A 19,051-nucleotide genomic window follows, 5' to 3' on the forward strand; every position below is an offset into this window, starting at 1 on the left:
ACATTTACCCCAACGAAGCGAGGTTCTTCGAAGAGATCGCTGAAAACCGCGCCAAAGGCAACGCCTGGATCCCGACCAAAATCGTCGAGGAACTCAAGCCCAAAGCCCAAGCCGCTGGACTGTGGAACCTGTTCCTGCCCAAGTCACCACGCGCACCGCAAGGTCTGTCGAACCTGGAATACGCCCCCCTGTGCGAAATCATGGGCCGCGTGCCTTTTGCCGCAGAGATCTTCAACTGCTCGGCCCCTGACACCGGCAACATGGAAACGCTGGAACGCTACGCCAGCGAAGCCCTCAAGGACGAATGGCTGGAGCCCCTGCTGCGCGGCGAAATCCGCTCGGCCTTTCTGATGACCGAGCCCGACGTGGCATCGTCGGACGCCACCAACATCGAATGCGAAATCCGCCGCGATGGCGACGACTACGTCATCAACGGGCGCAAGTGGTGGTCGTCCGGTGCCGGTGACCCACGCTGCGCCGTCTACATCGTGATGGGCAAGACCAACCCCGACGCGGGCCGCCACGAGCAGCAGTCCATGATCGTGGTGCCTGCCAATGCACCGGGCGTCACCGTGGTGCGGGCTTTGTCGGTGTTCGGCTATGACGATGCGCCGCACGGCCACATGGAGGTGGTGCTCAAAGACGTGCGCGTGCCGGCCAGCAACCTGCTGCTGGGCGAAGGCCGTGGCTTCGAGATCGCCCAAGGCCGCTTGGGCCCTGGACGCATCCACCACTGCATGCGCACCATCGGCATCGCCGAGCGCGCGCTCGAGTTGATGTGCAAACGCCTGAACAGCCGCGTGGCCTTTGGCCGCGAAGTGGCCCGCCAAACGGTCTGGCAAGAGCGCATTGCCGAGTCCCGCTGCATGATTGAGCAGGCCCGTCTGCTCACCCTCAAAGCCGCCTCCATGATGGACACCGTGGGCAACAAGGTGGCCAAGGCCGAGATCGCCATGATCAAGATCGTGGCCCCCAACATGGCTTGCCAGATCATCGACTGGGCCATCCAGGCCCACGGCGGTGGCGGCGTATCGCAAGACTTCCCGCTGGCCTATGCCTACGCCCACCAGCGCACACTGCGCTTGGCCGACGGTCCGGACGAAGTGCACCGCAACTCGCTGGCCAAGCTGGAGCTGGCCAAACACCTGGCCATGCCCGGTGAAGTGGACATGCCCATCACACGCGGCAGCTGAAGCACCCACCTCTTGCCATCAACGGCCTGCTCCACCCATGTGTGGCAGGCCGTTTTTTTGAGATGATCACCTCTTTGACTCAGACCTGAAGTGACCCACCATGATTGATCTGTACACTTGGCCCACACCCAACGGCCACAAAATCCACATCATGCTGGAGGAGTGCGGCCTGCCCTACAAGGTCCATGCCATCAACATCGGCACCGGCGACCAGTTCAAGCCCGCATTCCTCAAGATCAGCCCCAACAACAAGATCCCCGCACTGGTGGACTCTGACGGCCCTGACGGCAAGCCCATCGCCCTGTTCGAGTCTGGCGCCATCTTGCTGTACTTGGCGGCCAAGACCGGCAAATTTTTGCCGCAAAGTGACCACGCCAAATACGATGTGCTGCAATGGCTGATGTTCCAGATGGGCGGCGTGGGTCCCATGTTGGGCCAGGCCCACCACTTTCGCATCTACGCGCCCGAGAAGATCGAATACGGCATCAACCGATACACCAACGAGGCCAAGCGCCTGTATGGCGTGATGGACAAACAGCTCAAAAACCATGACTGGATCGCAGGCGATGAGTACTCCGTGGCCGACATGGCCATCTTCCCTTGGCTGCGCAGCTGGCAAAACCAAGGCATCGACTGGGCCGATTACCCTCACCTCAAAGTCTGGTTTGACCGCATCGCCGAACGCCCTGCCGTTCAAAAAGCCGTTCAGGTGCTGGCCGATGCCCGCAAACCTTTGCTGGACGACAAAGCCAAAAAGGCCTTATTTGGTGCCGCGCAGTACAAAAAACGCTGAAGTTTTTTGATGCCCAACCCAAGAACAGGCGATTTGCTGGTTAGAATAACGGCAGTCGGAGCGTAGCGCAGCCTGGTAGCGCATCTGCTTTGGGAGCAGAGGGTCGCGAGTTCGAATCCCGCCGCTCCGACCATTCATCAAGACCCGCGAGGGCACTGAACATCAAAGGCCCGTCAGGGCCTTTTTTGTTTTTGCAACTGTCCGTAGCTCAGTTGGATAGAGCAACAGCCTTCTAAGCTGTGGGTCACAGGTTCGATTCCTGTCGGACAGGCCATATCCCCCATCAACAAGCCCCCCCACAGAAGCGAACGCGGTCTTCATGCACACAACTGTGTGCAGACTCGCCTTGTGCACTCGGGTTTGCCTAAAAAAACCAGCCGCGACAAGGTCCACACCTCCAACACCCACTGCCCCATCACAGGGAGGTGTTTGAATCAGTCCAAGGGTCTTCACCAAAGAGCTTGAGGCCCTTGGCATGCCAAAATCAGCTGCAACACATTCACAGGTTTGCAGCACACATGTTTCGCAACGCAGTCATCACCGGCGCATGTGGCGGCCTGGGGCAAGCCCTGGCACGTCTTCTGATCGGACAAGGTGCTCATGTCGCTTTGGTGGGCATGAACACCTCAGCCTTGAACGACTTGGCGGCGCTGGCGCCAGAGCGTTGCCGCGTCTACACCCCCGATGTGTCGGATGCGCTCGCCATGCAGGCCATGGGCGCAGACTGGCTGCAACACCATGGCACCCCCGATTTGGTCATTGCCAATGCGGGCGTGGCCGGTGGTTTTGACACTGCAGAATCGACAGACTTGGCCGTGATGCGCCGCATGCTGGAGATCAACCTGCTGGGCGTGGCCAGCACCTTCCATCCCTTCTTGCGTGCCATGCGTGACAGCGGCCAAGGCGGCGCGCTGGTCGGCGTGGCCAGCGTGGCAGGTTGGCGCGGCATGCCGGGTAACGGGGCGTATTGCGCGAGCAAAGCGGGCTTGATCGCCTATTTGCAAAGCCTGCGCGCCGAATTGCGGCCCACACGACTCACCGTTCACACCATCAGCCCCGGGTATTTGCGCACCGCACTCACAGCAGGCAACACCTTTGCCATGCCCGGCCTGCTCGGCCCCGACGAAGCCGCCAGCGCTTTGCTGCAAGGCCTCGTCCAAGGCCGTGAACACATTGTTTTGCCCCGGCGCATCGGCTGGCTGTCCAAAGCCTTGTCGCTGCTGCCTGCAAGGCTGCACGACCGCATTTTGCTGGGCCAGCCCCGCAAGCCGCGTGCAGGCCAAGCGGGCGCCACGCCCATTCCGGGTCTGCCCCCATCCTCATCGTCCCCACCATGACCACCACCCGCACCGAAGAACAAATCGCCCTCATTGGCGCAGGCCCCGCTGGCCTGGCCGGTGCGCGGGCGCTCAGCCTGCACGGCGTGCCCTTTCAGGGCTTTGAAGCCCACACCGAAGTGGGTGGCCTGTGGAACGCGGGCAACCCCCGCTCCACCGTCTACGAGTCCGCCCATCTGATCTCCAGCAAACGCATGACGGAATTCACCGAATTCCCGATGTCTGGTGATGCCGCCGACTACCCCAGCCACCGCGAGTTGTTGCCTTATTTCAAGGCCTATGCCGAGCATTTCGATTTGCTGCGGCATTACCGCTTTGGTGTGCGCGTGGTCCGGGTCGAACCGGTGAGCGATGCGCCCGACACGCTCTGGCGCGTGAGCATCGACCCCGGCAACGGCCGACTGGAGACGGCCAACTACAAAGGCGTGGTCATTGCCAACGGCACCCTGGCTGAGCCCAATATGCCCGCTTTTGAAGGCCAGTTCAGCGGCGAGCTGCTGCACACCTCGGCCTACAAAAGCGCCCGCCAGTTCGACGGCAAACGCGTGCTCATCGTGGGCGCGGGCAACTCGGGTTGCGACATCGCGGTCGACGCCGTGCACCACGCCCAAAGCATCGACATCTCGGTGCGCCGGGGTTATTACTTCGTGCCCAAATACGTGTTCGGCAAACCGGCCGACACCGTGGGCGGCAAGATCACGCTGCCCATGCGCCTGAAGCAAGCCATCGACAGCACCATCCTCAAATGGTTCACCGGCGATCCGGTGCGCTTTGGCTTCCCCAAGCCCGCCTACAAGATGTACGAGTCGCACCCGGTGGTCAACTCACTCATCCTGTACCACATTGGCCATGGCGATGTGAAGGTGCGCCCCGACATCGCGCGGCTGGATGGCCACACCGTGCACTTCAAAGACGGCAGCCAAAAAGACTACGACATGGTCATGGCCGCCACTGGATACAAGCTGCACTACCCCTTCATCGACCGCGCCCTGCTCAACTGGCAAGGCATGGCGCCCAAGCTCTACCTCAACATCCTCTCGCCACAGTTCAGCCGTCTGGCCGTGCTGGGCATGGTCGAGGCCAGTGGTCTGGGCTGGCAAGGCCGCTACGAACAAGCAGAGCTGGTGGCCCGCTACTTCAAAGGGCTGGACACTGGCAGCACAGCAGCGGCGGCCTTGAACACAGCCCGCCAAGGCCCCTCGCCCGATGTGTCGGGGGGCTACCAATACCTGCAACTCGAACGCATGGCTTACTACGTCAACAAAGACGCCTACCGCGCTGCCGTGCGCCAAGCCTCGGCCGCGCTGGCCTGACCACAGCCCCCATAAGGAACACCCCATGCTGCCTGTTGACGAGATCCGCCTGAACTTCAACCCCGCCTCGCTGGCGGTGCTCAATGTGGTGCTGGGCTTTTTGATGTTCGGCATCGCGCTCGATACCCGCATCGAAGACTTTCGCCGCTTGCTGCGCATGCCCATGGCTTTTGCCGTGGGCATTGCGGCGCAGTTTCTGGTGCTGCCCGCCATCACCTTTGGCCTCACGCTGGTGCTGCAGCCTGCGCCCAGCATCGCGCTGGGCATGATTTTGGTGGCCTGCTGCCCACCCGGCAACGTGAGCAACATCCTGACCCACCGAGCCAACGGCAATGTGGCGCTCAGCGTGTCCATGACCGCCGTGTCAAACGCCATCTCGGTGTTCGCCATGCCGCTCAACTTTGCTTTCTGGGGCAGCATCCACCCCACGGCGTCCAAGCTGTTGACCAGCATTGCGCTCGATCCTGCACAGATGTTCGTGCACATCCTCTTGATCATCGGCTTGCCCTTTGTGCTGGGCCTGGCTTGCGTGCACCGCTTTCCGGTCTGGACCGAGCGCTTCAAAAAGCCGCTGCGCATCCTCAGTTTTCTGGCCTTGATCGGCTTCATCATCGGCGCCATCGCGGGCAACTGGCGCTACTTCATGGACTATGTCGGCTTGGTACTCATGGCGGTGGTGCTGCACGACGCGCTGGCCTTTGCCACCGGCTGGTCGATTGCGCGCATGGCGCGATTGAGCGACTACGACTGCCGCGCCGTGTCCATTGAAGTGGGCATCCGCAACGCGGGTCTGGGCCTGGTGCTGATCTTCAGCTTCTTCAACGGCTTGGGCGGCATGGCCGTGGTGGCGGGCGTTTGGGGCTTTTGGGACATCATCGCGGGCCTGATCCTGGCCGGTTGGTGGGCGCGCAAACCCTTGACCAGTGGCGGCCCTGCAGCGGTGGACCCCACAGCGTGAAGACGCCCCAAGCCGCCCGCGTGCTGATCACCGGGGCCTCTGGCTTTTTGGGTCAGGGCCTGATCCGCACCCTGGCAGAGCGCCGTACTTGCGCACACGTGGTCGCGGTCGATGTGCGCGAGGTGCCGCCCGAACAACGCCTGCCCGGCATCAGCTACGTCACGCAAGATGTGCGCGATCCGGCGCTGGCCGGCACCCTTGCCGCACACCGCATCGACACCGTGGTGCACCTGGCCTCCATCGTCACGCCCGGCAAAGATTCGAACCGCGCATTTGAATATTCCGTCGATGTGGGGGGCACTCAAAACGTGCTGCAAGCCTGTGTGCAACGTGGCGTGGCGCACATCGTGGTCTCGTCCAGCGGCGCGGCCTACGGCTACCACGCCGACAACGCGGCCTGGCTCACCGAAGACATGCCGCTGCGCGGCAACGAGAGCTTTGCCTACTCGCACCACAAACGTCTGGTCGAAGAGATGCTGGCGCAATACCGCCAGAGCCATCCGCAACTGCAGCAAACCGTGCTGCGCATCGGCACCATCCTGGGCGAGCGGGTCAACAACCAGATCACCGCCCTGTTTGAGAAAAAACGCCTGTTGGCCATCCGTGGAAGTGACAGCCCCTTTGTGTTCATCTGGGACGAAGACGTGACCGGTGCCATCGTGCATGCGCTGAGCGGCCAAGCCGAAAGCGGCTGCTTCAACCTGGCCGGTGACGGCGCTCTGACGATCTTCGAGATCGCTCAGCGCTTGAACAAACCAGCCCTTGTCTTGCCCGCTTGGTTGTTGCAATCCGCTTTGTTTGTGGGGCACAAGCTGGGCATCAGCCGCTACGGCCCCGAGCAACTCGACTTTCTGCGCTATCGGCCTGTGCTGCTGAACACCGCGCTCAAAACCCGGTTCGGCTACACGCCTGACAAGACCAGCGCGCAGGCCTTTGAAGCGTTCGTGGCTGCTCGCGCGATCACAGACAAGCCTGTGCGCTGTCTCTGAGCCTCACAGCAAAGGCCGCAACTCCCGCGCTGCCTCCAAGAGCAGGGGCAACCACTTGCGTTGCACCGCAGCGTCTGACAACTGTTCGGGCGTGCCCACCACATTGAGCGCAGCCAAAGTTCGGCCCTGCATATTGCGCAGCGGCACCGCCAGCGCATGGATGCCCAGCTCGTGGGCATCGCGCGACAAGGCGTGGTCTTGCGTGCGAACCTGGTCGATGATTTTTTTGAAAGCCGCCGTGCCCACTTCGGTTTGCGGCGTGATGCGGGCCAGGCTGCGGCCTTTGAGCCATGCGCTCAATTCGGCCTTGGGCCAATTGGCCAACAAAACCTGCCCGGTGGATGTGGCGTGTGCCGGCAATCTCGCGCCCAAGTGCAAGCCGTAAGCGAGGTGACGCACAGGCTCGGCCACGCCCGCGCTGCGCGCCACGATCACGCATTCGTCACCGTCCAGCACCACCGCAGAAAACGCCGCCTGCGTCTGCGAGGCCAGGCGGTTGAGTGTGGGTTGCAAGGCTCGGGGCAAGCGTGAGGTGGCCATGTAGCTGCCCGCAAAGCGCAGCACACGGGCCGACAACCAGTAGTGGCTGCCATCGGTTTCCAGATAACCCAACTCGGCCAGCGTGAGCAAATGCCGCCGCGCCGCCGCGCGGGTGATGCCGGTGCGTTGCGCGGCCAAGGTCGCATTCAGGCGCTGGCGCTCGGTGTCAAAGGCTTCCAGCACGGCCAGGCCTTTGGCCAGGCCTTCGATGTAATCCGCTTTGGCGATGGTCATGTGGTCCTTGATCGTGAAACGTCGGGGCTGCAGCCACCGACCTACAAAGTCATCGGGAAGTCGGCGGCTTCAGCTTTGACATGCTGTGTTGAATGCCCGTGTTGATGCGCATCAATTTGCGCGATGATCGCACAAATTATCCACTGAACGTGCAAACTCAGATCAGTGCAAAGCATTGAAACCGACAGGACGCCTAAGCTCGTGCTCATTGTTTTGAGACTTCTTGAAGGAGACACACCCATGACCAAAGCCACCCGCACCCAAGTTGCCATCATTGGCGCAGGCCCCTCGGGCTTGCTGCTCGGCCAATTGCTGCACAAAGCAGGCGTTGACGCCATCATCGTGGAGCGCCAAAGCGGCGATTACGTGCTGAGCCGCATCCGTGCAGGTGTGCTGGAGCAAGTCACCATGGACCTGCTCGATGAAGCGGGGGTCGGCCAGCGCATGCATGCAGAAGGCTTGATCCACGGCGGCTTTGACCTGCTGTTCAAAGGCGCACGCCACCGCATCGACATGAACCAGCTCACGGGCGGCAAAAACGTCATCGTGTACGGCCAGACCGAAGTCACCCGCGACCTGATGGATGCCCGCCAAGCCGCAGGCTTGCCCACCGTGTACGAGGCGGGCAATGTGCAGGTGCACGAGTTTGACTCTGCCAAGCCTCGCGTGACCTACGAAAAGGACGGTCAAGTTCACACCATTGAGTGCGACTTCATCGCAGGCTGCGACGGCTTTCACGGCGTGTGCCGCGCCAGCGCCCCCAAAGACAAGATCCGCGAATACGAAAAGGTCTACCCCTTCGGCTGGCTGGGCGTGCTGTCCGACACCCCGCCTGTGCACCACGAGCTGATTTACGCCAACAGCACGCGCGGCTTTGCCCTGTGCTCGCAGCGCAGCGCCACGCGCAGCCGCTACTACCTGCAAGTGCCGCTGACCGACAAGGTGGAAGACTGGAGCGACGAAGCCTTTTGGGAAGAGCTGCGCAATCGCCTCGACCCCGAAGCCCGCGAGCACCTGGTCACTGGCCCCAGCATCGAAAAAAGCATCGCCCCGCTGCGCAGCTTTGTGACCGAGCCGATGCGCTTTGGCCGCATGTTCCTGGCCGGTGACGCCGCCCACATCGTGCCGCCCACCGGCGCCAAGGGCCTGAACCTCGCCGCCACCGACGTGAAGTACCTGTCCGCCGCCCTCATCGAGTACTACCAGGAGAACTCGGAGGCCGGCATCGACAGCTATTCCGAGCGCTGCCTGCGCCGCATCTGGCGGGCCGAGCGTTTTTCCTGGTGGTTCACCAGCCTGATGCACAACTTCCCGGAAAACGGCGACATCGGCCAAAAGTTCCAGGACGCTGAACTCGATTACCTGATCCACAGCGAATCGGGCTCCCAAACCATTGCCGAGAACTACGTGGGGCTGCCGCTGGACTTTGGTGACTGATTCGGAGCCCCATGGATACCGGCTCGCAGGCCGGTATGACATGCTTTTTTGCAAGCCCTGGCATGCGCGCTCGGCTCTTATGACATCAATACGGCAAGTTGCACGCAGCATCAAAACAGCAACTTGCGCGCTGCATCGAAACAGCAACTTGCTCACCATATCGAAAAAGCAACTTGCTCACCGTATCGAAAACGCAACTTGCTCACCGTATCGAAAAAGCAACTTGCTTGTCACCCCGGACTTGATCCGGGGTCCATGCCTTGCGCCACATGACCGGTCAGGGTTGTGCCTGGCCTGCAAACGTCGGACCTGAAGGTGCCGACCTGCGGGGGCCGGCTATTTGCAGGTCAGCGGATTCAACGCCAAGCAAACGTGACAGTACCCCGTCAGCGCACTGCTCATAATGTGGACCAAAGCATTTCAAGGTCCAGCATGTCCTCTCTTAAACCCCTGCGCGGTGTGCGCGTTCTCAGCCTCGCCCTCAACCTGCCCGGCCCCGCCGCGCTCATGCGCTTGGCCCAAATGGGCGCCAGCTGCACCAAGGTCAACCCGCCTTCGGGCGACCCGATGCAGCACTACACACCCGACGGCTACGACATGCTGCACCATGGCGCCAAGCACAAAACGCTGGACCTCAAAACCGCCGCCGGTCAGGCGGCGCTGCACAAGCTGCTGCCCAAGACCGATGTCCTGCTGACCTCGTTTCGGCCCTCGGCCCTGAGCAAGTTGGGCCTGAGCTGGAAAACTTTGCACAAGCAATACCCCACACTGAGCTTGATCGAAGTGGTCGGTGCTCCCGGCCCGCTGGCCGAGATCCCTGGACACGATTTGACGTACCAAGCCGAAGTCGGTCTGGTCAACGGCATGGACTTGCCGCCCAGCCTGTTCGCCGACATGGGCGGTGCACTCATGGCCAGCGAAGCCACACTCAAGGCCTTGATCACGCTCAAGACCACCGGCAAAGGCAGCCACCACGAAGTGGCCTTGTCAGATGCCGCAGCCTGGTTGGCCCTGCCCCGCCAGCTGCGCATGACCACGCCCGATGGCGCTGTGGGTGGCGCACACGCGGGCTACCGGGTCTATGCCTGCAAAAACGGCCGCGTGGCCGTGGCTGCGCTGGAGCCGCACTTTGCCATCCGTCTTTGCGAAGCCGCTGGCATCACGTTGGCACACCCCGTCAAAGACCTGTTCAAGCCCGCCACGCGCAAAGCCGTCGAAACATTCCTGGCCAGCCAAACCCGCGCCCAGCTGGACAAGCTGGCCACGGCCAAAGACATTCCGATGCTGACGCTGGCGCGCTGAAACGACTGTCCTGACGCGCCTCAAACTTCGATCGCCCCACGGCGGATCTGATCGCGCTCCAAGCTCTCAAACAGCGCCTTGAAGTTCCCCTCGCCAAAGCCCTCGTCGGCTTTGCGCTGGATGAACTCAAAAAACACCGGCCCCAGCAAGGTCTGGCTGAAGATCTGCAGCAGCAAACGCTTTTCGCCGTTGGCGGTGGAGCCATCCATCAAAATGCCACGCGCCTGCAACTCGGGCACCGGTTCACCGTGGCCGCTCAAGCGCTCTTCGAGCATCTCGTAGTAAATGTCGTTGGGTGCGGTCATGAGCGGAATGCCCGCCATCTGCAACGCGTCCACGCTTTTGAGAATGTCATCGGTCAAAAGCGCAATGTGCTGGATGCCCTCGCCATTGAACTGCATCAGGAACTCTTCGATCTGGCCACCGGTCTTGCCCGACTCTTCATTCAGCGGGATGCGGATCAGGCCATCGGGCGCGGTCATGGCCCGGCTGGTGAGACCCGTGTATTCGCCCTTGATGTCGAAGTAACGGATCTCGCGGAAGTTGAAAATCTTCTCGTAGAAGCTGCCCCAAAACGCCATGCGGCCTTTGTACACGTTGTGCGTCAAATGGTCGATGAGTTTGAAACCATGGCCCGGCGGGTGGCGGTCCACGCCGTCGATGAATTCGAAGTCGATGTCGTAAATGCTCTTGCCGTCTTCGTAGCGGTCGATCAAATACAGCGGCGCACCGCCAATGCCCTTGATCGCGGGCAGGCGCAACTCCATCGGGCCGGTGGGCACATCCACCGGCTGGGCGCCCATCTCCAATGCACGGGCATAAGCTTTGTGCGAATCCTTCACGCGAAACGCCAAGGCACAGGCACAGGGGCCGTGCTCAGAGGCAAAGTAGCCGGCTAGGCTTTTGGGCTCGCGGTTGACGATGAAATTGATGTCGCCCTGACGGTAGAGCACCACGTCCTTGGACCTGTGCTTAGCCACCAGAGAAAAGCCCATTTTTTCAAACAAGGGCTCCAGCGTGTTGGCGACAGGGGAAGCGAACTCGACGAACTCGAAGCCGCACAGGCCCATGGGGTTGTCAAACAAATCAGCCATGAAAAATCTCCAGCAGTGAATCGGGCCATGCTGCTGTGTGCGCGCGGCCCGAATTGAAATCGGTCAAACAAAAAAGGATTTTTGTAGGTCGGACCTTCAAGTCCGACGTGGCACTTATTGATCACCAACATGTCGGGGCTGAAGCCGCCGACCTACAAGGAAAGGTTCAGAGCCACTGCGGCGGCGCGCAAGGCTTGCCCCGCGTGCTGCGCGCGAGGTGGATACCGACGATCAAGACTTGGATGCTCATGGAGAAAAGTTCAACAGCAGCCCAGCAGTTTGCCTGCATTTGGGCCATGCGTCCAGTTTAAACCGCTGGCTCAGGCGGCCAAACACAAAGCCCCGCAAAACGCATGCCTTGCGGGGCTTTGTGATCCGCGACCCTCAGGGCCACAGCGAGATCAAGCGATCTTGAGCAAACGGGCTTGCCCATTGGGCTTCTTGGGCAAGGTCAGCTGCAACACGCCGTCTTCGTACTTGGCCTGTGCCGCCGCCTGGTCCACACTCTCATCGAGCGTGAAGCTGCGCGACACGCTGCCGTAATAGCGCTCGCTGCGGATGACTTTGGCGCCTTCCTTTTCTTCCTTTTCTTTTTTCACTTCGGCACTGAGCGACACCTGGTTGCCGTCCACCGACACCTTGATGTCGTCCTTGTTGACACCGGGAATTTCGGCTTTCACAAAAAAATTCTTGTCATCTTCTGACAAGTCAAGCCGCATCTGTGGCTCGCCCTCCAGCATGCGGTACACCGGGCGCATGGCAAAGCCCTTGAAAAAATCATCCCCGAAAGGATCTCTCAATTCACTGAAAGGGTTAAAGCGTGTGAGGTTGCTCATGGTCATTTCTCCATTGGTTGAAAACATCTGCAAGCCGTGGGCTGCACTTTGTTCGAGCGCTGACGGGGCGCAACGCCCGCGAGACTGGTGGGTCACCAAGCCCCACCCACACTGTCATGCTTGACGATCGCCTTGTCTGTTTTGCAAACCACACAGACAAGACCCGCCCGAAGCCTGCTAACCTGCAGCAACACAGCCATGAGGTCCAGATGACATCCCCAACCCACACCGCCGCGCCTGCGCCACAGGACGAAAGCCAACAGCTTGAACTGCTGCGCCAGCACCGCCGGGCTCATCGGCAAAAACACGCCATCGTCCCGATGCTGTCGGCCGAACACCTCCAGATCCCACCGCCCACACGCGGCCAATGGCTGGCCGACATCGTGGCCGCCACCGTGGGTTCCTGGCGTTTCATCATCCTCCAGAGCACCGCCATCGTGGTCTGGATCGCGGGCAACGTCTTGAGCGGTACAGCGGCCTGGGACCCCTACCCCTTCATCTTGCTGAACTTGCTGCTGTCATTTCAAGCGGCCTACACCGCGCCAGCGATCATGATGAGTCAAAACCGCCAGTCCGAAATGGACCGACGCCATGCGCAAAATGACTACGAAATCAACGTCAAAGCCGAACTGGAAATCGAGCTCCTGCATGAAAAAATCGACATCATGAAAGAGCAAAAACTGTTGGTGCTGACCCAGGCCGTGCGCGAGCTGTCCGAGCAAGTCAAAGTCCTGTCACAACGACTGCCCTCCGCCCACTGAGCAGGCCAAAACAAAACCTCAAAAGCCCCGACTACCGCCCATGCCGCTGCCCATACCGCCCCCGCGGCGGCGCATCTCGGTGCCCGGGCGTGGCTCTGAACGGCGCCCTTCATCGTGCGTACCAGCCGATCCCACAGCGGGCAGCAAGCCAGGCATCGCGCCCAGCAAAGCCTGGTTGGCCAACAGCTGCTGAGTCGGCGTCAACACGGCATACAAATTCTTGACCGCCTGCTCTGCGTCTTCCAGCAAGGCCAAACGGTTCTGCAGGTTCATCACCACACGGCCCATTTGCGCAGGCGCACACTCTTGCGCACTGGGCAGCACAGGCCGCTCACGGTAAAAGTGCTGGGTGAAGGCCTCCACCTTGGATTGGTAGACCTGCCACAGGGGCCACTGCTCTGGCGTCAGTTGCAATTGACGCTGCAATGGCTCCACCGAATCCACAGGGCGTGCACTGGTGATGACCTGCGCACGGGGCGCGGCATCCGATGGTGCATCCGCCTGCACGGACTGCGCATGGCAGGCCAAGGAAGACAGCAAGCCGAACAAACAAGCGAATTTTTTCATGTGCCCCTCATGACTGGAAAGACACACAAGATAAGCGCTGAGCAAGGTCAAATCGCCCAAAGGCAAAGCAAAGTTAAATGAAGTTGGCTCCCACCGCCTGAGCTCACTGCCTGCGTTTTTTCTCGCGTTTGAGGCCGGTATCCACCGAGCCGACCAACAGGGTCAACTCCTGGGCCAGAATTTTGAGCACATCGTCCATCGTGACCAGACCCATCAACTCGTCTTGCAAACCCACCACTGGCACGCGGCGCACACCGTGCTCACGCATGGATCGCATGAGGTCCATCAAGGAGTCGCTCTCCAGCGCCGTCACCAGGCGCTCGGTCATCACGTCTTCCACGCACAAAGGCGCCGGATCAAGCCCGGTGGCGATCACCGACATCACCATGTCACGGTCGGTGATGAGGCCGCGCACCGAACGGCTGCCGTCTTCATCGTCCACCACCACCAGACAGCCCACATGGTTTTGACGCATGAGCTGCGCCGCCTCCACCAAGCTCGTGTGCTTGAAAGCGATGCTGACCTCACGCGTGCATATTTCACCGGTTGTCAAACGTTCACCCATGGCATGGCTCCTTGTAACGGGTCACCATCATGCAAAGCCTGCTGCCGGGTGTCAGTGCCCCAACACACCTTGGCCTGCCACTGCGTCGACCAGCGCACAGACGCCTGACCGGCATGGCGGCAACATGCAGGCACCGACTTTCGGAGCCAGGCCCATGCACACCCCAGCCATTCCCGTTCAAATCACTTTTCTTCACCTGGACCCGTCCGACGCGGTCGAAAGCCGCATCCGCGAGAAAGTCCAGAAATTGGGTCACGTTCACCCAGGCATCCAACACTGCAGCGTCACCGTGGAACAACAGCACCGCCACCACCATCAAGGCCAAGCATTTCATGTGGGCATCAGCGTGAGACTGCCCGGGCAGACGTTGGTGGCCAAACGCGAGTCCGAGAAAAACCCGGCTCACACCGATGTGTATGTGGCGGTGCGCGATGCCTTCAGCGCCATGCGCAGGCAGCTGCAAGCCCTGTCGCAACACCAACAGGGCCATGTCAAACACCACGAAGACAAACCGCATGGCCACATCACCGACATCTCGCCAGACAAGACCCATGGCCGCATCGAATCGGTGGATGGCCATTGGCTCTACTTTCACCGCAACAGCGTGATCGGCGCAGAACTCGATGCATTGACCGAAGGCACGCCGGTGTACTTCGTCGAAGAGATGGGCGAAGAAGGTCCACAGGCGAGCAGTGTTTACCCAGCGGGCAAACACCACATCACGCTTTGATGCACCCACCGTCAGCAGGCGCACAGAGCCCATCGCGGTACCGAATTAAGCTGACCAGACATCCTGCAACTTTCTATCAAGGCCTGTCATGAGCACCGCATTTCACCGATGGAGCGCCCTCTGCCTGATGGCGATCACCCTGAGCCTGTCTGCCTGTGGCTACAACCAGTTCCAAAGCGGCAACGAGCAAGTCAAGGCCAGCTGGTCCGAAGTGCTCAGCCAATACCAGCGCCGTGCCGACCTGATCCCCAACCTGGTCAATGTGGTCAAAGGCCAGGCCGACTTTGAGCAAAGCACCTTGCAAGCCGTGGTCGATGCGCGGTCCAAAGCCACATCCTTGCAGGCATCGCCTGAATTGGTGAACGACCCGCAGGCTTTCCAGAAATTCCAGCAGGCCCAAAAAGACTTGTCGGGCTCCCTGTCGCGTTTGCTGGTGGTCTCGGAAAACTACCCCGCCTTGCGGGCCAACCAGGGCTTCATGGACCTGCAGGCCCAGCTCGAAGGCACCGAAAACCGCATCGCCGTGGCCCGCAACCGTTACATCAAGGCTGTGCAGGACTACAACGTGACCGTGCATTCCTTTCCCTCCAACCTGACGGCCATGGCGCTGGGCTACAAGGAAAAACCCAACTTCACAGTGGAGAATGAAGCGGCCATCGCCCAACCACCTTCGGTCCATTTCGGGCCCCCAACGCCTGCGTCAAAGTGACCATGTGGCGGCGCGCACTCAGCCGGTTCATTGGGCTTGTCGCCTTGCTGAGCGGGGCGCTGTGCGCACAGGTGCCGGTGCCCCCATTGAGCGGCCATGTGGTCGACCAAACCCGCACACTCACAGCCGAACAGAAGCAAACGCTCGAACAAATCCTGAGTGAGCTGGAATCGCGCAAAGGCAGCCAACTGGCCGTGCTGCTGGTGCCCAGCACGCAACCCGAAACGATCGAGCAATACGCCCTGCGCGTGGCCGAGCGTTGGCAATTGGGTCGCAAAAAAGTCGACGACGGCGCGATTTTGCTCGTCGCCAAAAACGACCGCAGCGTGCGCATCGAGGTGGGCTACGGCCTGGAAGGCGCGCTGAACGACGCCACCAGCAAACGGATCATCGAAGAAGTCATCACGCCCCGCTTTCGGCAACAAGACTTCGCCGGGGGCCTGCAAGCCGGTGTGCAGCGCATGGTGCGGGTGATCGATGGCGAACCCCTGCCCGCCCCCAGCATGGACACCACCACGGCGCCCTACATGGACATCACCTGGATCATCGTGGCCGGTGCCCTGCTCGGCTTTGTCTTGCGCGCCGTTCTGGGGCGCTTTCCTGGCGCGGTCATGACCGCCGCCATCGTCGGTGGGGTCACCTGGCTTTTGCTGGGCATCTTCTCCATGGCCCTGATGGCAGGCGGCATCACCTTGCTGACCACCTGGATCGGCCTGGCTGGCTTGCTGCGTGCCCGCTATGGCCGTGGCGGCCCGGGCGGCGGCTTCAAAGGCGGCGGTGGCGGTTTTGGCGGCGGCGGTGCATCGGGCAAATGGTGAGCAAGGTGGCAAGTTCACATGGTTTTCAAATATAAGGAATGGATCGGTGATGTTCAAAAACCGTCTGGACGCTGCACGGCAATTGGCCAAGGCCTTGAAGGCCTACCAAGGTCAGCACCCCTTGGTGTTGGCCATTCCAAGAGGGGCAGTGCCCATGGCCCTGGTGCTTGCACGGCAACTGCATGGCCAGATGGATGTGGTGCTGGTGCACAAACTGCGTGCCCCCTGGATGCCTGAAGTCGCCATTGGGGCCATCGACGAATATGGCGACACCTGTTTGGCCGAGCATGCCCAAGACCTGGGTGCCGACAGCCACTACATTCAAAAAGAAACCGCGATTCAGTTGAAAACACTGCAGCAAAGAAGGCGACAGTACACGGCGATACGTCCCCCCATCAGCCCGACCCACCGCACTGTGATCGTGGTGGACGATGGCCTGGCCACGGGGGCCACCATGCTTGCCGCGTTGAAAACCCTTCGGCAACACAAGCCCGCTCGACTGGTGTGCGCCGTTCCTGTGGCCAGTGCCCAGGCGCTCGAACACGTCAAACCCTGGGCCGACGAGCTGGTGTGCCTGCTGGTGCCAGAGAACTTCCAGGGTGTCGGGCAGTTTTACGAAGATTTTCAGCCCGTCGAAGATGCAGCCGTCCTGCAAATGCTGCGATCTGCGCCACCGCTCAAACCATGAAATCTTTGCGCCAACGCGCTTCGATGTCTTGCGCAGACAGTGACGTCAGATCCAGGGGATGCGTGGCCCGAATTGTCTTTTTCAAGGCGCCGTCCAAGTGCGCCATCAACTCGCCCAAAAAAGGATTGGAGGCAAAAATTTCCAGTTCTTGCCACTTGTCCATGACCATCGCCTGCTCCAAGTCCTTGGCCACGGCTTGGGCAAACACCGCACGCTCGCGGTGCCGGGTGTCTGTGTGAGGTGCCAGACCCGTGCGGCCAGCCATCGAATGGCCCGGCGGCGTGCGTTCCAGATCGCGGGCATGCGTTTGGCCTTCACCATGCCACCAATCCTGAACCTCCACCCAAGGTTGCAGCAAACTGTGTCGTTCAAACAAACGCGCCAAGGACGAATTCGCCACCAAGATCGCATGACAGGGCACCATGGCATCCACCTTTCATAAAATGTGGATGGATTTTTCAACGCCCGCCGCATGGGGTCAATTCACCTTCGGGTATAGACACGGTGTCCAACGCCCCAGTGCCGCGCCTGTGCTCCCACGTGGCAAATCAGCCCAAGCGCTCAAATCAGAAAACCAAAGGTCCCCGATGCAACGCTGCCCCTGGTGCGAAGGCTTTGAGCTGTACCGCCACTACCACGACACCGAATGGGGTGTGCCCCTGCGCGATGACCGGGCCTTGTTCGAGCTGATCAACCTCGAAGGCGCACAGGCCGGGCTGTCCTGGTCCACCGTCTTGAAAAAACGCGAGACGTATCGCCTCGCTTTTGACCAGTTTGACCCTGAAAAAATCGCCCGCTACGACGCGCACAAAGTCGCCCAACTGCTGGCCGACCCGGGCATTGTGCGCAACCGCCTCAAGGTGGCGGCCACCATCGGCAATGCCAAAGCCTTTCTGGACCTGCAAGCCAAGGGCCAAAGCTTCAGCGACTTCGTCTGGCAATTTGTCGATGGCCAGCCTCTGCAGCACCAGCGCCGCAGCATGAGCGAGGTGCCCGCCCAGACGCCCCAGTCCGACGCCATGAGCAAAGCCCTGCTCAAAGCCGGTTTCAAATTCGTGGGCTCCACCATTTGCTACGCCTTCATGCAAGCCTCAGGCATGGTCAACGACCATCTGGTCAGCTGCCACCGGCATGCGCCGCTGGCGCGTTAAGCCCGGGTACAGGCCTGCACCAGAGCGCTTCAGCGGCCAACCACCACCAGATCGCCCGGCACCACGCTCATCACAACCACCATGAAGGTCACGAAAGCGATGGCGGTGGTGCCCAGCACGACCTGGGCCAGGCGACCGGCATCGGCACCAAAGCGCTCGGCCAGCATGGGCACGTTGCTCGCACTGGGCAATGCGGCCACCAGCACCAACACCATGGCACTGAACGGATCAAGCGGCACACCCGCGAGCACCAGCAGCTGCCCCACGACCCACACCAAGGCCGGATGCAGCAGCAGTTTGTAGGCCACAATCTTGCCCACATCACGAGGCCTGGCCGCACGCGATGCCGGTGCCGCGTGGATCCATTTTTGCGTGCGTGCCAGCACACACCCCAGGGTGAACAAAGCCACAGGCGATGCCGACTGGGCCAGCAAATTCAACCAGGCATTGGCGGCCACCGGCAATGGCAGCTCACTGGCCGAAAGCAGACTGCCTGACAAGATGGCCCAGGGCAACGGGTTGAGCGCCATGCCCACCAGCGCCTGACGTGCGGCACGCCCGGCACTGGACATACCTTGCCCATCCAGACGCGACAAAGCGATGCACAGCGATGAAGTCAACACCATGTCGATGGACAGCGCCACGATGGCAGGCGCAGCGGCAGCCGACCCCAACAAAGCCACCAGCAAAGGCACACCCATGAAGCCCGAGTTGGGAAAAGCCGCGACCAGCGCACCAAAAGCCGCATCGTTCCAGCCGATGGCACCCCTGCGCGTGGTGAGCACGGTCAGCACCAGCATGCCCAGGGCGCAGAGCAGGTACGTCAGCACCATACCCGGGTCCAGCAAGCTGGCGATCGGCGTGCTGGCCGCAAAGCGAAACAGCATGGCGGGCAGCGCCAGGTACAGCACATAAAAGTTGAAGCCGGGGATGGTCTCCAGCGCCACCATGCCACGCCTCGTCAACCAATAACCGCACAGCACCAAAGCAAAGAACGGGAAGGTGACCGAGAAAATGTTGTTGAGCAAATCCACCC

21 protein-coding genes and 2 tRNA genes are annotated in these 19,051 nt (G+C 61.0%); 16 read left to right on the plus strand and 7 right to left on the minus strand.

Features of this window, described 5'->3' with window-relative positions:
• From Q1W40_RS06890 to Q1W40_RS06925, 8 genes are all read left to right on the plus strand, one after another.
• On the plus strand, positions 1-1,193 hold a 1,193-nt coding region (locus tag Q1W40_RS06890), incomplete at its 5' end, for an acyl-CoA dehydrogenase family protein (protein ID WP_300710317.1).
• Positions 1,194-1,293: 100 nt separating this feature from the next.
• Positions 1,294-1,986: a glutathione binding-like protein gene (locus tag Q1W40_RS06895; RefSeq protein WP_300710320.1), complete on the plus strand. Its 693-nt coding sequence runs from the start codon at positions 1,294-1,296 to the stop codon at positions 1,984-1,986.
• A gap of 56 nt (positions 1,987-2,042) precedes the next feature.
• Positions 2,043-2,119 (plus strand) — tRNA-Pro (locus Q1W40_RS06900).
• A 64-nt stretch (positions 2,120-2,183) separates the two neighbouring features.
• A tRNA-Arg gene (locus Q1W40_RS06905) sits at positions 2,184-2,260 on the plus strand.
• Positions 2,261-2,504: 244 nt separating this feature from the next.
• The gene (locus tag Q1W40_RS06910; RefSeq protein ID WP_300710322.1) at positions 2,505-3,323 is read left to right on the plus strand and encodes an SDR family oxidoreductase; all 819 of its coding nucleotides are present in this window, start codon (positions 2,505-2,507) and stop codon (positions 3,321-3,323) included.
• Entirely contained in the window at positions 3,320-4,636 is a 1,317-nt protein-coding gene (locus Q1W40_RS06915) for an NAD(P)-binding domain-containing protein (protein WP_300710324.1), read from the plus strand. The genes Q1W40_RS06910 and Q1W40_RS06915 overlap by 4 nt, the downstream gene beginning before the upstream one ends.
• Positions 4,637-4,661: 25 nt before the next feature.
• The gene (locus Q1W40_RS06920) at positions 4,662-5,594 is read left to right on the plus strand and encodes a bile acid:sodium symporter family protein (protein WP_300710326.1); all 933 of its coding nucleotides are present in this window, start codon (positions 4,662-4,664) and stop codon (positions 5,592-5,594) included.
• Positions 5,591-6,583 (plus strand): SDR family oxidoreductase, encoded by a 993-nt coding sequence (locus Q1W40_RS06925; RefSeq protein ID WP_300710328.1) that lies wholly within the window; start codon positions 5,591-5,593, stop codon positions 6,581-6,583. Before Q1W40_RS06920 ends, Q1W40_RS06925 begins: the two co-directional genes overlap by 4 nt.
• 3 nt (positions 6,584-6,586) lie before the next feature.
• Here the strand turns inward: Q1W40_RS06925 and Q1W40_RS06930 are convergent, their stop codons facing one another.
• The gene (locus Q1W40_RS06930) at positions 6,587-7,357 is read right to left on the minus strand and encodes an IclR family transcriptional regulator C-terminal domain-containing protein (protein ID WP_300710330.1); all 771 of its coding nucleotides are present in this window, start codon (positions 7,355-7,357) and stop codon (positions 6,587-6,589) included.
• A gap of 240 nt (positions 7,358-7,597) precedes the next feature.
• On the opposite strand from Q1W40_RS06930, the gene pobA reads away from it, so the two are divergent.
• Positions 7,598-8,794, plus strand: a complete 1,197-nt coding sequence (gene pobA, locus Q1W40_RS06935; protein ID WP_300710332.1) for a 4-hydroxybenzoate 3-monooxygenase — start codon at positions 7,598-7,600, stop codon at positions 8,792-8,794.
• 432 nt (positions 8,795-9,226) lie between these two features.
• Positions 9,227-10,096, plus strand: a complete 870-nt coding sequence (locus tag Q1W40_RS06940) for a CoA transferase (protein WP_300710334.1) — start codon at positions 9,227-9,229, stop codon at positions 10,094-10,096.
• Positions 10,097-10,116: 20 nt separating this feature from the next.
• Here Q1W40_RS06940 and hppD read toward each other — a convergent pair whose 3' ends face one another.
• On the minus strand, positions 10,117-11,190 hold the full coding sequence (gene hppD, locus Q1W40_RS06945; RefSeq protein ID WP_300710337.1) for a 4-hydroxyphenylpyruvate dioxygenase: 1,074 nt from the start codon (positions 11,188-11,190) through the stop codon (positions 10,117-10,119).
• Positions 11,191-11,591: 401 nt separating this feature from the next.
• On the minus strand, positions 11,592-12,026 hold the full coding sequence (locus Q1W40_RS06950) for an Hsp20 family protein (protein ID WP_300710339.1): 435 nt from the start codon (positions 12,024-12,026) through the stop codon (positions 11,592-11,594).
• Between the two features lie 209 nt (positions 12,027-12,235).
• On the opposite strand from Q1W40_RS06950, the gene Q1W40_RS06955 reads away from it, so the two are divergent.
• Positions 12,236-12,787, plus strand: a complete 552-nt coding sequence (locus Q1W40_RS06955) for a DUF1003 domain-containing protein (RefSeq protein WP_300710341.1) — start codon at positions 12,236-12,238, stop codon at positions 12,785-12,787.
• A gap of 18 nt (positions 12,788-12,805) precedes the next feature.
• On the opposite strand, the gene Q1W40_RS06960 is transcribed toward Q1W40_RS06955, so the two are convergent.
• Together Q1W40_RS06960 and Q1W40_RS06965 are read right to left on the minus strand one after the other, a co-directional pair.
• Positions 12,806-13,354 carry a Spy/CpxP family protein refolding chaperone gene (locus tag Q1W40_RS06960; protein ID WP_300710344.1) on the minus strand — a complete coding sequence of 183 codons (549 nt, stop codon included), beginning with the start codon at positions 13,352-13,354 and terminating at the stop codon, positions 12,806-12,808.
• Positions 13,355-13,457: 103 nt separating this feature from the next.
• Entirely contained in the window at positions 13,458-13,919 is a 462-nt protein-coding gene (locus Q1W40_RS06965) for a CBS domain-containing protein (protein WP_300710347.1), read from the minus strand.
• Between the two features lie 154 nt (positions 13,920-14,073).
• Between Q1W40_RS06965 and Q1W40_RS06970 the strand changes: the two genes are divergently transcribed.
• The 4 genes from Q1W40_RS06970 (at position 14,074) to Q1W40_RS06985 (ending at position 16,864) form a co-directional block, all read left to right on the plus strand.
• Positions 14,074-14,649 (plus strand): HPF/RaiA family ribosome-associated protein, encoded by a 576-nt coding sequence (locus Q1W40_RS06970; protein ID WP_300710349.1) that lies wholly within the window; start codon positions 14,074-14,076, stop codon positions 14,647-14,649.
• Positions 14,650-14,737: 88 nt separating this feature from the next.
• The gene (locus Q1W40_RS06975) at positions 14,738-15,358 is read left to right on the plus strand and encodes a LemA family protein (protein ID WP_300710351.1); all 621 of its coding nucleotides are present in this window, start codon (positions 14,738-14,740) and stop codon (positions 15,356-15,358) included.
• 2 nt (positions 15,359-15,360) lie between these two features.
• Positions 15,361-16,176: a YgcG family protein gene (locus Q1W40_RS06980; RefSeq protein WP_300710353.1), complete on the plus strand. Its 816-nt coding sequence runs from the start codon at positions 15,361-15,363 to the stop codon at positions 16,174-16,176.
• A 49-nt stretch (positions 16,177-16,225) separates the two neighbouring features.
• Positions 16,226-16,864: a phosphoribosyltransferase family protein gene (locus Q1W40_RS06985; protein WP_315168970.1), complete on the plus strand. Its 639-nt coding sequence runs from the start codon at positions 16,226-16,228 to the stop codon at positions 16,862-16,864.
• Here Q1W40_RS06985 and Q1W40_RS06990 read toward each other — a convergent pair.
• Complete coding sequence (locus Q1W40_RS06990) at positions 16,854-17,288, minus strand: host attachment protein (RefSeq protein WP_300710356.1); 435 nt, start codon at positions 17,286-17,288, stop codon at positions 16,854-16,856. The two genes, Q1W40_RS06985 and Q1W40_RS06990, sit on opposite strands and share 11 nt — an antisense overlap.
• 163 nt (positions 17,289-17,451) lie before the next feature.
• Here Q1W40_RS06990 and Q1W40_RS06995 point away from each other — a divergent pair, with 163 nt between their 5' ends.
• Complete coding sequence (locus tag Q1W40_RS06995; RefSeq protein ID WP_300710359.1) at positions 17,452-18,015, plus strand: DNA-3-methyladenine glycosylase I; 564 nt, start codon at positions 17,452-17,454, stop codon at positions 18,013-18,015.
• Between the two features lie 29 nt (positions 18,016-18,044).
• Here the strand turns inward: Q1W40_RS06995 and Q1W40_RS07000 are convergent, their stop codons facing one another.
• Complete coding sequence (locus tag Q1W40_RS07000) at positions 18,045-19,049, minus strand: AEC family transporter (RefSeq protein ID WP_300710361.1); 1,005 nt, start codon at positions 19,047-19,049, stop codon at positions 18,045-18,047.
• Between the last annotated feature and the right edge of the window lie 2 nt (positions 19,050-19,051).

It is taken from the genome of Limnohabitans sp., from assembly GCF_030158565.1.
Taxonomy (GTDB): Bacteria; Pseudomonadota; Gammaproteobacteria; order Burkholderiales; family Burkholderiaceae_C; genus Limnohabitans_A.